10 protein-coding genes are annotated in these 14,286 nt (G+C 38.6%); 2 read left to right on the top strand and 8 right to left on the bottom strand.

The genetic code is table 11. The annotated features are described in order from the left end of the window. Positions 1-80: 80 nt before the first annotated feature. The 3 genes from H4J50_RS05965 to H4J50_RS05955 all read right to left on the bottom strand — a co-directional run bounded on the left by H4J50_RS05965 (position 81) and on the right by H4J50_RS05955 (position 3,903). Positions 81-1,160: a metalloprotease gene (locus tag H4J50_RS05965; RefSeq protein ID WP_182255087.1), complete on the bottom strand. Its 1,080-nt coding sequence runs from the start codon at positions 1,158-1,160 to the stop codon at positions 81-83. A gap of 90 nt (positions 1,161-1,250) precedes the next feature. Continuing rightward, positions 1,251-2,444, bottom strand: coding sequence for an aromatic amino acid transaminase (locus H4J50_RS05960; RefSeq protein ID WP_182255085.1), 1,194 nt, complete (start codon positions 2,442-2,444; stop codon positions 1,251-1,253). A gap of 136 nt (positions 2,445-2,580) precedes the next feature. Continuing rightward, positions 2,581-3,903 carry a DEAD/DEAH box helicase gene (locus H4J50_RS05955; protein ID WP_182255083.1) on the bottom strand — a complete coding sequence of 441 codons (1,323 nt, stop codon included), beginning with the start codon at positions 3,901-3,903 and terminating at the stop codon, positions 2,581-2,583. A 345-nt stretch (positions 3,904-4,248) separates the two neighbouring features. On the opposite strand from H4J50_RS05955, the gene H4J50_RS05950 reads away from it, so the two are divergent. Further along, positions 4,249-7,548, top strand: coding sequence for a DEAD/DEAH box helicase (locus H4J50_RS05950; RefSeq protein ID WP_182255081.1), 3,300 nt, complete (start codon positions 4,249-4,251; stop codon positions 7,546-7,548). A 103-nt stretch (positions 7,549-7,651) separates the two neighbouring features. Here the strand turns inward: H4J50_RS05950 and H4J50_RS05945 are convergent, their stop codons facing one another. Then, entirely contained in the window at positions 7,652-8,257 is a 606-nt protein-coding gene (locus H4J50_RS05945; RefSeq protein WP_182255079.1) for a DUF1294 domain-containing protein, read from the bottom strand. Between the two features lie 232 nt (positions 8,258-8,489). On the opposite strand from H4J50_RS05945, the gene H4J50_RS05940 reads away from it, so the two are divergent. Further along, entirely contained in the window at positions 8,490-9,638 is a 1,149-nt protein-coding gene (locus tag H4J50_RS05940) for an MltA domain-containing protein (RefSeq protein WP_310733256.1), read from the top strand. A 28-nt stretch (positions 9,639-9,666) separates the two neighbouring features. Here the strand turns inward: H4J50_RS05940 and H4J50_RS05935 are convergent, their stop codons facing one another. The 4 genes from H4J50_RS05935 to H4J50_RS05920 all read right to left on the bottom strand — a co-directional run bounded on the left by H4J50_RS05935 (position 9,667) and on the right by H4J50_RS05920 (position 14,145). After that, entirely contained in the window at positions 9,667-11,571 is a 1,905-nt protein-coding gene (locus H4J50_RS05935) for a nucleoside-diphosphate sugar epimerase/dehydratase (RefSeq protein ID WP_182255077.1), read from the bottom strand. Positions 11,572-11,708: 137 nt separating this feature from the next. Next, a complete protein-coding gene (locus tag H4J50_RS05930; protein ID WP_182255075.1) occupies positions 11,709-12,890 on the bottom strand; it encodes a DegT/DnrJ/EryC1/StrS aminotransferase family protein in 1,182 nt (393 codons plus the stop codon). 17 nt (positions 12,891-12,907) lie between these two features. Further along, positions 12,908-13,546: an acetyltransferase gene (locus H4J50_RS05925; protein ID WP_182255073.1), complete on the bottom strand. Its 639-nt coding sequence runs from the start codon at positions 13,544-13,546 to the stop codon at positions 12,908-12,910. Next, complete coding sequence (locus tag H4J50_RS05920; protein ID WP_182255071.1) at positions 13,543-14,145, bottom strand: sugar transferase; 603 nt, start codon at positions 14,143-14,145, stop codon at positions 13,543-13,545. The genes H4J50_RS05925 and H4J50_RS05920 overlap by 4 nt, the downstream gene beginning before the upstream one ends. Positions 14,146-14,286: the final 141 nt, after the last annotated feature.

Below are 14,286 nucleotides of genomic sequence, written 5' to 3'. Positions count from 1 at the left end.
GCATAAGGCGGTTAATCACTAATACTCACTGTCATTCAATATATCAGTTTATCAGTGCTTCAAACGCAAGTTTTAGTACTCTAACTACCCAATATTTTAAGGGGCAGCGATAAGGCGTCATTGCCAGTTTGGCCAACTAGCCAAATAATAGCGCTTAAACCACCCACCGTAAAAACATACCACAAGGCTGATACAATTTGTGCATAGCGATTAAGTGGTAATAACTGGCTAAGGTGTCGGCGTTTATATTCAAAAAATATTTCAATACTGCCAATAGCTAGTAAAAAGCCTAGCAGGGCTAAACCAAAATAATAACTGATATAAATGCCTAGTGCTGCACCCAATGCACAAGCGATTAAACCCACTTTAGAGTTGATTGAAAAAGCGATGCTTTTTAGTACGTGGCCACCATCTAATGGCAAAATAGGTAACAAATTAAATAAATTGAGGAGGGCGTTAAATACCGCTAAACCGGCCAGTATTTCTAGGTCAGTTATCCAATAGCCAATTAAGCAGGCAATAGAGAGTATTAAACCAAAGAATGGCCCCATAATCGAAATAACGATATCTTGCCAGCGGGTATTAATTTTGTCATCGCTCAGCGCTAATCCCCCAACAAAGGGAATGAGGTATATGCCTTTGGTTTTTAAGCCGAAGTATTTCATGGCTTTAATATGGCCATACTCATGAAAAACTAAACAAAGAATAAGTGCGATGGCAAATTCTATAGAAAATAACCAGCTATATGCCGCTAAGCTGCCTGCTGCAAATAACACTTTTATTACTTTGGCACTTTTGAGTAATTTTAAGCCCAAGCCTGCCATGCCAATAAAGCTAAACTTCATCGGCTGTTTTTCACCTGGGGTGATTTGGCGTTGTTCTATGTCTTTCTCAAGCAGGGTGTTGTCGTGCACTAGTTCGTTATTAACTAATAATTGAAATTGCAGTGCGAAAGGTTGCCATTGTAATGAACCGTTAAGTTCAATAGGTAATTCGCCTTGCTCACTTTGCAGCGTAAATTTATGTGAAAAGTTATCGCCGTCGGCATTAGCTTTAATTTGAGATACGCATTGGTCGTCCCAAAACAGCTCTTGCCACCCAGCCATTGAACCTTCTAAACGGAGTTTTTTACCTAAACAGTCTATTTCTAATAATTGCACTTCATTGGCTCTATGTTTAAAGCCTTAGCCTATAATATTTATATTAACTGGGCGAGAAGGCTAGTTGAAAAATTAAGTAAACTTTATGCGTTACTTCGTTCGATGCGTAACCGCTAAAATACTTTTTACTAGATATTCGATTTTATGCTCTGGAATTGACGCTAAATTAATACGGCCGTTGTTCAAGCCGTATATTGCATATTGCTCTCGAAGTTGCTCCATTTGCTCAGGTGATGCTGGCAACATTGCAAACATGCCTTCTTGAAAGAGAATATAGTCAAAATAATTATCTCCAGAGTGTTGGCGAAATGCTGCGCAAAGTTTTGTTCTTATACTTTTAATTTTAACATTTATTTGTGCCAACTCTTCAGACCAGATATTTTTTAAAGCTGGGTCTTTAATAATAGTTTTCACAATTTCAGCCCCGTTCGACGGTGGCACCCAATAAGTTGCTTTGCTCATGATGGCTAGTTGCGACTGTGCTTTATCGGCCTCTGCTTGTGTTGGACTGAGAATATAAGCAGCGCCAACTCTATCGCTGTATAAACCAAAGTTTTTCGAGCAACTAACACAAAGGGCTAAGCGTTCAACCGTATTGGCAATAGTCAGTAATCCGGCTGCATCTTCATTTAAACCATCAGCAAAGCCTTGATAGGCAGTGTCGATTAAGGGTAAAAAGTTGTTTGATTTTGCTAATTGAGCAAGTTGCTGCCAATGCTGCAATGTTAATCGTAAACCTGAAGGGTTATGGCAAGAGCCATGCAGTAGCACAACGTCATTTTCACCTAGCTTTTCGAGCGCATTAAACATAGCACTTTCATCAAGTGTCATGGTTTTATAGTCAATAAAGGGATATTCCTCATACGCCAAGCCTGCGGCTTTAATCGTAGGGATATGGTTGGCGTAAGTTGGGTCGCTTACCCAAATTTTAGCCTTAGGGTTTGCTAGCTTAATTAAATCTAAAATAGCACGTAAACCGCCACTGCCACCTGCTGTTTGTACGCCACTGACAAAACCTGTAACTGCTTGGTTTGCAAATACTAGCTCTTGTAGTAATTGCACATATTCAAGATCACCTTTTGAGCCCACATAGCTTTTATTGCGCCCGGCATTGGCAAGTTGCTGGTCAACGGCTTTCACCGCTTGCATTAACAGTACGTTGTTATTGGCATCTTTATAAACACCTACGCTTAAATCTACTTTAAAGGGTCTGTCATCTTTAGATGAACGTGCCATTAGTTCAACAATTTCGTCGGCGGCAGGTTGAGCAATATTAGCGAACATGAGATCTCTTTGATTAAATTATAAAGTAAGTTAGTGCTGTTAAATTTAGCTAATTATTATTGGCTTTCGGTCTGAATTATTTGAATCAATGTTGCGGACTTAGTTCATCCTCAAAAACCCAATTAATCTTTTTTAACTAATCAGATTCTGAATGACCGGCCCAAATATCAGCATTAATGCTTTTTTTCTTTTTACGTTTTTTCTTACCGCTTCCTTCTGGCGCTGCCATTGGCTTACTTTCAGCGAGCAATTGAGCTAACAGTTGATCATTAAGCGCTTCGTCGACTTCAAAACCCTCAACTTGTTCACGCTCTAAACGAATTTTATGCTTCTTTTCGATAACGCTAAAGTGATGATAATCTTCATAATCAATCAGCGATAATGCTAAGCCTACTTCACCAGCTCGGCCACTTCGGCCAATACGATGCATGTAATCTGACGGGCTTCTGGGTAAATCAAAATTGATCACGACCGGTAGTTTTTCAATGTCTAACCCACGGGCAGCAATATCGGTGGCAATTAATACATCAATCTCACCGGATTTAAATGCTTCAAGTACTCGACTACGCGCGCCTTGGCCTTTATCTCCATGAAATACTTCAACAGTAATGCCACGCTTAGACAATTTTGACGCTAAGTGCTCACAACTATTTTTCGCATTGACAAAAATAAGCGCTTGTCGCCATTGATGCTGCTGAATTAGGTGTGCTAAAAGGGCGGTTTTTTCGCCTTTATTTACGGTAAATACACGTTGAACTAAAGTACTGCTATCAGCACTTTGCACTTGTATTTCAATGGGATTGTTGAGCAATTTTTGGGTTAATTCTTTTACTTGCTCAGGAAATGTCGCTGAAAAAAGTAAAGTTTGTTTTTTATTGGGTAATAACGCTAACAGTGCAGACAGTTCTTCAGTAAAACCTAAACTTAACATTCTGTCGGCTTCATCGAGTACTAGAGTGTTTACCTTATCTAGTTTAATCGCGTTACTTGAAATTAAGTCGAGGAGACGGCCCGGCGTTGCCACTAAAATATCGGTACCACCACGTAATGCCAACATTTGTGTATTGGCCGACACACCACCGAAAACCGCGACTGTTTTAATTTTTCCGTTAAAGTGCGCAGCATAAGACTTAATGCTGTCAGCCACTTGTTTTGCCAGTTCACGCGTAGGTACTAAAATGAGTCCGGTAACATAATTACCCTTGTTAGTTTGACTATTTTTTTCAGTATTGGATGATTGTAACTGTTGTATTTGCTGCAACATTGGCAGTGCAAAGGTGGCGGTTTTTCCTGAGCCTGTATTTGCTCCTGCAATTAAATCACGTCTGGCTAATATACTAGGAATAGCTTGCGCTTGAATAGGTGTAGGTTGCAGATATTCAAGCTCAGATAAGCGAGCTAATATAGGTTCAATAAGGCCAAGTTGTGTAAAGTTGGCTGGTGTAGTCGCTGTGGTCATTAATCTCGAGGCTCAAAACAAGGGCAATAGCGTATTATTTTAGCGTATTTATGGCCTACAGAGTAAGTTAATTTCATTAAAGCCTGTTAGATAAAGTGCTTCTTGATAACATAAAATCAGAGTCTATATTGGACAAAGCATGAAATTAAATTTATTTTTAACGATATTGCTGACGCTGTACTTATGAATAAGCCGTGGTTATGGTATTATTCGAATGAAATATGAGTAATCCGTTGTTAGTTATAGTGCTTGAAAGTACTATTGCTACTTTTATCCTTTGAGAAGAGATAACGTCTTAACTTTTCAACTTACCAATAGACTTAAATGCTTAATAATTAAAACCCTATGGCAATAAATATCTTCACACCTGAACTACTTGAACGACACTTTAGTAAAAATGAATGGAAAAAAGGCACGAGAATTTTTCAGTCTCAAGGCGTAAAAACGTGTGCTCTTGACGGTGAAACTATTCGTGGTGTTGTGTCTAGTGAACGCGCAAATCAGTCAAGTTATTTAACGCGTTTAGTTTTTGAAGGAAAAAATGGTGATATTGCCAGTTTTTGTGATTGTTATATTGGACGTGATTGCAAACACGGAGCTGCACTAGCGCAGAGTTTTATTCATCAGCACTTTGACCCTAACAGCACGGCTTCGCCGGAAAAAGTGATTGAAAAGTGGCTAAATCGTTTTCAAGCTCAACCCACGAGATATCAGCCTAATAATCTGCAAAAGTCGTTATTATATTTTTTAAAGCCAAATAGCTATATTGATGATGACTATTTCACTTTATCGATTAAATCTGCACGATCTAAAGTTAATGGTGGTTGGAGCCAAACGTTGAGCACCGAGCACTCGGCAAGCTCCTTAATTAATAGTGCATACGCGAATAACGATGATGTGGCGATACTTACTGAACTTATGCGCACCAATCAATTTGGCGATAATATTAAGTATTTTGATTTATTTGAACAAATAATCAAAACCAATCGCTGCTTTTGGCAAACAAGTTACAACTTAGACGAAGCTATTACCTTAGGTGCTCCTTTAGAAGCACAATGGCAATGGCAAGCGCTGGGTAACCATTTACACACGCTGAAACTGGTTTTTAATCAGCCAACTACTAATATTCTTATCGTTAAAGCGCAACCGCTTTGTTATTACGACGAAGAACAAAACTGTTTTGGCAAAATTAATACCAACACCCAATGTGACTTTGAAGCTGACTTACTCAACTCTCCTATTTTTGAAGAAGATAAATTACCTTGGGTGATGAATAAGCTGTCGATGTCGTTGGGCGATGCGGTACAGCGTTTACCAAAACCTAAAACAGAGTTCTCACAAGAGTTAACTAAACCTGAGGTTTATTTACACTTTTCGACACCGTCAAAATCTAATCCAGAAACGGGTTATGTAAAAGTTAACTTTTCGTATCAAGGCAGCTTAGTAAATCCGCATGATAAAAATGTAACCGTATCGCCAGACAACATAAGTACTGGCAAGGTTAAGCTTTATAGGGATTTAGCCTTTGAGCAAAGCGTTGTTGATAAATTAACGAGTTTAAAATTTAGTGTACAACCTGAGCCAAAACGTTACACGTTTACTAACGAAGACTATTTAAATAAAAATAAAACCCCTAAGTTTTCAATGTTAATGCAAGGTCGATTTTTTTGGCAGGCGCTTGTGCATCAAGAAGTCCCTCTACTAAAAGACTTAGGTTGGCATATAAGTTTTGCGGATAATTTTTACTATAAAGCGCTTTCAACGGACAGCATATTTGATGCAGAAGTTATTGAAACCGACGATCATGATTTTTTCTCTTTAGGTTTGAACTTAACCGTTGATGGTAAAAAAATGCCGGCGTTCCCTATTTTGCTCGGCGCTATTGAGCAATTGCCAAAATCTGCTTTGCTTGATAAAGAAAAAGAACAATTGATTGCCCCTGAGTCACTCATTTATGTTGATTTAGACAATGGTGATTTTGTTGCTTTGCGCTATAAAAGTGTTCAGCCATTATTAAAACAGTTTATTGAATTGTTTATGCCAAATGCTTTAAACAGTGATGGTACGTTAAAGTTATCTCGTTTTCAGGGTCATCAAACATTATCGATGTTAGACGATCAAGGCATGATAGCAACAGGAACAAGTAAGTTAAGATCATTGGCCGACAAGCTCCGAGATTTTCAACAAGTCACTACCGTACCTGTACCAAAAGGTTTAAACGCTACATTACGTACTTACCAGCATCAAGGGCTTAACTGGCTGCAGTTTTTGCGCGAATACCAATTAAACGGTATTTTGGCTGATGACATGGGGTTAGGTAAAACCATTCAAGCTTTGGCGCATTTGTTAATTGAAAAACAGCAAGGTCGCTTAACGAAGCCGGTATTAATTGTAGCGCCAACCAGTGTTATTTTTAACTGGGCTAATGAAATAGAAAAATTTACCCCACAGCTTTCTTATCAGGTCTTGCATGGCAGTAAACGTCAACAGCACTTTAATTGTTTAGATCGCAACGACGGTGAAGAACCTGTTGATATTATTATTACCAGTTATGCGTTAATTATTAAAGATTTAGACCTTTATCGAGAACAACCATTTTATTACCTTATTCTTGATGAAGCACATTATATTAAAAATACTAAAACACAATTATATCAAGCATTTCTGTTGCTTAAAGCACAGCATAAGCTGTGCTTGACGGGTACACCGATGGAAAACCATCTGGGTGAGTTTTGGGCGCAATTTAACTTTTTACTGCCGGGGTTTTTAGGTGGGCAAAGACAATTTACCAAACTCTTTAGAACGCCGATTGAAAAGCATGCTGATCACGACCGTAAGCAGTTGCTAAATCAGCGAATTAAGCCATTTATTTTACGCAGAACCAAAGACAAAATTGCCACTGAATTACCGCCAAAAACCGAAATTATTCAAAAGCTTCGTATTGAGGGTAAACAGGCTGAGCTTTATGAGTCGGTAAGATTGGCGATGGATAGCCGCTTAAAAGATATTATTGCTGAGAAAGGGTTAAAGCGTAGCCAGATTGAAGTACTTGATGCGTTATTAAAATTAAGACAAGTGTGTAATCACCCTAAATTACTGGCACTTGAAGGCGCTAAAAAGGTAAATCAATCAGCAAAACTCGATTATTTAATGGAAACATTGCCTGAGCAAATTGATGAAGGACGTAGAATATTAATATTTTCGCAGTTCACCAGTATGCTGAGCTTAATAGAAGAAGCGTTAATAGATGCGGGTATTGGCCATGTTAAATTAACTGGTTCAACCACGAAAAGACAAGAAGTAGTGGATAAGTTTCAGCGTGGTGACGTACCGGTATTTTTAATCAGCTTACGCGCCGGTGGTGTGGGTTTAAACCTCACCGCTGCCGATACTGTTATTCACTTTGACCCATGGTGGAACCCGGCGGTAGAAAACCAAGCGACTGATCGTGCTCATCGTATAGGCCAAAACAAACCGGTATTTGTCTATAAATATATTATTGAAAACTCAATAGAAGAAAAAATTCAACGCATACAGCAAAACAAGGCCGAGTTAGCTAAAGCATTATTGTCGGAAGAGGTTAGTGATAATAAACTAAGCTTAACAGATGATATTTTAACGTCGTTATTAGCACCATTAGAGTAACGACATTTAGAGAGCTGGTAAAAATTATTTCAGTGATATAAATCTCATGAATTATTGATTTATATCACTGGCTTTATTGTCACAAATTCATTTCGCTAAAAGCTTAATTAAACATCGCTAAAAATTTAGTGCCCGTTGCTGTAAGTAACCAAATTAGCGCACCCATGTTAATGATCACGGTTAGCCAAAAAACATTTCTAAATTCACGTTTTGATGACTTATGTCGCAACAGTTGTTGAGCTAATGCTGCGCCTGGCCAACCACCAACTAATGCAAGTATGTGTAAAGTACCTTCAGATATTCGCCAAACTTTACGCTGAGCTTTTGATTTGTCGAAGGCGTAAGTTAGGAAGGTTATAACGCTTAGCACAACATAGAACAGCATGATTTTTTGCGGTAAATAAACTAAAAACGAAGCAATTATTATTACAGCAAGAAAACTGAGTGATAAAAAAATTGAGAATAGATTGATTTTTTTTGGCTGTTTTATTTTTAATTTCTCACCTGAAAATGTTGCTTCACTAGCACAGTATCTATTGTCTGAATCTTTGGTGATTGAAAAGGTAATCACGTCTTTAATTTGTGGTTCTCTTTGTCGATTTTCAAAAGCCGACTTATGAATAAAAACATGGCTACCACCGCCATTTGGCGCAATAAAGCCATAAGCCTTATCTGTATGCCATTTAATTAACTTCCCTTTTAAACGCATTGTGTCTGTCCTTTTTCACTGCATCATCCATGATGAATTTATAACAAGTGAGCTGCGCAAGCTGATTGAATTTGTTATCAAATATCACTATCCCATAATGGAAAATAAAAGGCTATGACTGATAATTGAATTTAGTAACAAAAAATATCAAGGTGCATTTAATCCTTATTTATATCCGTCTACGCTAGCGTAGTTTTTGAGATTGTCATACCATGGGGCTAGGTTTCATTGAGTGATTTTTCTTATGCGTTTTTGTTTTTCTTTATTGCTTGTTATAGCGATATCTTTTCATACTTTTGCCCAAGCTCCAGCTGGATTTTTTAATCTTGATAAAGCTCCTAAGCTTGGAAAAATGGCAAGTTTCAAAGCCAGCGAGTTATGCGATGTAGCAGATAAAACCCAGTCTTATTTAAACCAGTTCACTGAAGATAACTTTGCTGTTCATGCGGGTAAAGTTTTTGATGAAAGCGTGACGCTTGTCAAAGTAGAGCAAACGCTTGAATTTATTTGCCAAACGTATCGAGAAGATGTGCGGGCAAAGCGCCAAAGTCGTTTACATGATCAAGAGTTTTTAACGACTCATTTTGATTTTTACCGTTGGACTCCTGATATTGCAACGGCGCTTAAAATAGCGTTAAAAAGCACGAATGCTAGAAAAAGTAGCATGTTAAATGCGATCCCTACAGACAAGATATTTTTAACCAAGTATTACACCAAATTATTGATCGCCAGTGATGTTAAAACCGCTGTGTATAATCAGGCGTTGTATTCGCTACCTTATGATGAAACAGGCTTAACGTTAGCTGAGGCGAACAATGACCTCACTATTACGCGCAATAAATTTACTCGCCAAGAAGTGATTGCTGGCGTGTTAGAAGAAAAAAAATTAGCTAAAGCATTAATTTGGCTAACTGAGGAAGCGCTACATGATGTGTTGTTGCAGGGCACAGGTGTTGTAGAAGTTAATGGTCAACGACGCTATTTTAATGTGCATCGTAATAACGGCATTGCTTACGACTATGCAATAGGGAAGCGTGACCAAGCACGTTATTGGTATTTTTCAGAAGTCCCCAGCATCATGGGTTATGGAGAAACACTTGAGAGTAAAATTGCGATCAGGCCACAAGTTTCTTTTGCCGGTAATGTTGATCAGCTAGGCTTAGGCAAATTGTTTATGGTGAGTTATAAACAAGCAGGTGAAGAAATATCGCGTTTAGGCGTACTTTCAGATCAAGGTGGTGCATTTGATAATAATTTATTTCAGCTCGACTTATTAGTCGATAGTTATTTTGGCTGGGAAGATTACCATCAAGCCAATAAAGATTTACCTGATTACGCTAGCGCATGGTTAATGTTGATGAAACCACCACAAAAACAATAGGCATGCTGCGTAAACTCAGTGAATAAATTTACGCGACATGAGTACAAACACGCAGTTGTGCTTTTTCTTTCGTTATAGTTTCAACTGTTGGCTTATAGTCGAGTGGAGCTGCGATCAGGATTTGACGAATTTTAGCTTCGTCTTCCTCACACATCGCATCTTTTAGTTGATCGATTATTTTTGCGACATCACTATGATGCAATGATCGCTCGTTGGCGGTTAAAATACGTTGATGTTGGGTTTTGCTAGCCTGATCACCAATAAGTAATTCTTCAAAAAGCTTTTCACCAGGGCGTAAACCTTTGAACTCTATTGCAATATCTCCAAGGGGATTTGTTTCATCTTTAACGGTTAAACCCATTAAATGCGTCATTTTATACGCTAGGTCGACTATTTTTACCGGTTTACCCATGTCTAATACAAAAACATCTCCGCCAGTGCCCATTGCTCCAGCTTGAATAACTAACTGTGCTGCTTCAGGAATAGTCATAAAATAACGAATAATATCGGGGTGAGTAATTGTTATAGGACCGCCACGTTTGATCTGCTTTTTAAATAGCGGTACTACCGAACCCGATGAGCCTAATACATTGCCAAAGCGCACCATAATAAAGCGCGTGTTATGGTCTTTTTTAGCAAAACCTTGCAGAACTAACTCTGCTAGTCGTTTAGTTGCTCCCATGACATTGGTGGGTCTTACCGCTTTGTCAGTAGAAATAAGTACGAAGGTTTCTACTTCGCAATAAATGGCTGCTTGGGCTATTTCGTAAGTTCCTAAAACGTTATTAGTTACACCCGCAATAACATTGTTCTCAACCATAGGTACATGTTTGTATGCAGCGGCATGGTAAATAGTTTGTACTTTGTACTTATTAAAAATATGGCTCATTAACATGCCGTTTTGCACGTTGCCTATTAATGGCTCAACATGCAGGGAATTTTGCTTCTCGGCTAATGTTTCGCTTAATTCTTGATGAATTTCGTACAATAAGGCTTCGCTAACATCGAGTAATATCAATGCTTTAGGTTTATTTAGTACTATTTGCCTACACAGTTCTTTACCAATTGAACCACCCGCCCCAGAAACCATAACGACTTTGTCGGTAATATTTGCGCTCAGTAATTTAGCAATAGGTTTTACAGGTTTACGACCCAGTAATTCATCAACTGAAACTTCTCTTAGTTCATCGATATTACGTTTACCTGATACGATATCTGACATGTCAGGCACAATTAATAACTCGAGTGCATATGGCTCTAGGTGAGCAACTATTTGTTTCAAGCGAGCGGGGTCAACGGTGGGTATTGCAATTAATACTTTGAACTGACCATGCTTTTTGATCAGCTTTGCTATATTTTGATGAGAATGAATTTTTAGCCCTAACACTCTGCGGCCCACATAGCGTTTTTTTTCATCTAAAAATGCTAATGGCTGATATTTATTACCTTGAGATAATGCATGCACCAGTTGTCTGCCAGCACTGCTCGCGCCATAAATGACGACACCTTCACGTTCATCAAATAGATGTTTTCTAGAAATTAAACTCACTAAAGCTCTCGCTCCAGCAATTTGTATGCTTGCAAGCACAAAAAAAACAATAGGGACTGATCGTGGGATAAAGGTGTCGAATACAAAGTCACTTAAATAGAAAATAGCACAGGCGATAATCAATAATATTTGAACTTTAAGAAAGGCTTTTGCATTAAAAAACCGTACAAAAGAGCTGTACACATCGAAGGTATAAAATAGCGCCAGTGTTGATGTTGCCACCGCAATAAATGCAATGTTTTCATTGCGGGAGAAATCAATATTTTCGATGCCTAATCGAATGATATAAGCAAAATAAAATGCTACTGCCAATGAAAATAAATCGTATATTAATGCCAATAACAACTTAATTGAACTTGGAATTAAGTCAATTCTTCTAACCATGAAAATATACCCTACAACACGCCGTTTTTAATGCAAACTGCATCAACGATCTTTGGTAGGTATTCTTGCAACATATAGTTACATTGTCATTACTTAATTTAACAAATGATGTAAATACTAACTATCGACACAGCGCCCTATGTATTGTTATCAATATTATCAAGTGCTTGGGTCAGAGCTTGGCAAACGTTATTCATTTCGATATTGGTCAATGTTGGATGAACTAGAAACATTAAACTTGATTCACCGAGGAGTTGTGCATGTTTTAACGCCACTTTAGGTTGTAAATCGGTGTTATCGAATGCTTTTTCTTTATAAACTTCTGAACAGCTACCTGAATAACAAGGCACATTGAACTCGTTAATGGTGGTGATGATGTTGTCACGAGAATTACCCTTAGGTAGCTTGTTTTTATCAACAAATACATAACATTTGTAATAAGCATGTACGATATTGTCGGGTACTCTTGGTACAATTAACCAAGGATATTGTCGACATACTTGAAATATTTTTTCAGCATTGTCATTACGTAGCTTAGTCCAAGTGGGCATACGTGTAAGCTGAATGCGGCCAATAGCTGATTGCATTTCAGTGAGTCGCCAGTTGGTGCCAAAACTTTCATGTAACCAACGATAACCAGGAGGGTGCTGTTTTTCATAAACGGCGGCATAAGACTTTCCGTGATCTTTAAAAGCCCATGCTTTGCGCCAGAGTTCTTCGTCATTGGTGGTGAGCATGCCTCCTTCTCCACCTGTGGTCATTATTTTATCTTGGCAAAATGACCAAGCACCGATATGCCCGATGCTACCAACGGACTTACCTTTATATTTTGTGCCATGTGCTTGTGCACAATCTTCTATAACATAAAGACTATTTTGCTTTGAAAGTGCCATTATATCGTCCATTTCACAAGGCCAACCGGCTAAGTGAACACAAATAATAGCTTTGGTTTTTTGAGTGAGAACCGCTTTGATTGTGGCGGCACTGATATTTTGGCTATCAAGTTCTACATCGGCAAAAATGGGTGTGGCACCCGCGTTGATAATGCTACTGATTGAAGCGATAAAAGTTCTTGAAGTCACAATAACTTCATCACCTTTACTAACGCCTAATGCATGTAAAGCTAAGTCTAATGCTAAAGTGCCATTGGCGACGGCAACGGCATATTTACTATCGGTGTATGCGGCGAATTCTTTTTCAAATTTTCGCCCTTGTTCGCCAGTCCAGTAGTTAACTTTATTTGATCGTAATACCTGGCTCACAGCTGCAATTTCTTCTTCGCTAAAGCTAGGCCATGGAGATAGTTGGGTATTGAGCACGGGTGATCCTATAAAATTTAAATAAGTGAACGAACAGCTAGGGCAGGAACCCCGACATAAAGTTGATTACTTTGGGTAGACTTGGTTAGCACCGCCCCTGCGCCAGATTGGGTGTTTTCAGCAATCGTAATATACTCGACAACACAACTTCCAATTCCTAACCAAGAGCCTTTGCCAACATTAACCCCACCAGCGATATTAACCCCTGGAGAAATATGGCAACAAGCTTGAATATGGCAATCATGATCGATAGTAGCGGCGGTATTAATAATACAGCCTTCGTCGATACGAGCACCAATATTTACCACGGCATTGGCAAAAACAACCACGCCTTGTCCGATAGTACTGTGTTGACTAACAAAGGCCGTAGGATGAATTAATGTTGCTATGCAACAATGCTTAGCAGACAGCTGTTGTAATAAACTCGCGCGCATTGTGTTATTGCCAATAGCAACGATAAAATCAGCGTTTTCGCTATAATTAGGCCAACTCGCTATCGGCCCAGATACTTGCCATGGGCTTTTATCGTCAAGTTTTTCTAAACAATCGTCGAGAAATATAAGGTCACTATAGTGACCGATACTTAAAGCGCAGTCGGCAACAACAAGACCATGGCCACCAGCACCAATAATAACTAAGATTTTATTTTTTTTCATAATTGGCCTGTAAACTTACTCATTGTTACTTCCCCTTCGGCGCTAATGTCCGCTTGTGAAAATACTTTTTTAACGGTGAGGAATATAATTTTAATATCTACCCATAAAGATTGATTTTCGACATACCAAATATCGAGCTCGAACTTTTCTTGCCAACTGATAGCATTGCGGCCGTTGACCTGCGCCCAACCTGTAATACCGGGCTTCACGTCATGCCTTCTGGCTTGTTTTGTGGAATATAAGGGCAAGTATTCAACTAATAAGGGTCTTGGTCCAACTAGGCTCATATCGCCTTTTAATACTGACCAAAGTCCAGGCAGTTCATCGAGACTAGAATTTCTTAGTTTTATGCCAAAGGGCGTTAAACGCTCTTCGTCAGGTAAAACATGACCGTTTTTGTCTTGCGCATCGCGCATGGAACGGAACTTTTTCATGATAAATATCTGGCCATTCAACCCTGGCCTTTGTTGACTGAATAGCACAGGTTTACCCAAGTTTTTAGCGACTTTGCGAGCAACAATGAAATATAGGGGTGAGAGTAGAATTAGCGTTATTGAGCTCGCTAATATATCGATAGTTCGTTTGATTATTTTATACATAATAAGTAGTCAGCACTCAGGAAATTGAAAGCTGCAATGTTCCGTTTTTGCTTTTTGACTTTATTTTCCAATATAACAGGAGTAAATTGAACAGTACAATAATAACAAATTGATTTTCATATCTAAGTCTCCTTATGCACG

The organism is Colwellia sp. 6M3 (assembly GCF_014077595.1).
Classification (GTDB): domain Bacteria; phylum Pseudomonadota; class Gammaproteobacteria; order Enterobacterales; family Alteromonadaceae; genus Cognaticolwellia.
The sequence above is the reverse complement of the archived record's forward strand: the minus strand, read 5'-3'. Positions and strand labels throughout refer to the sequence as shown.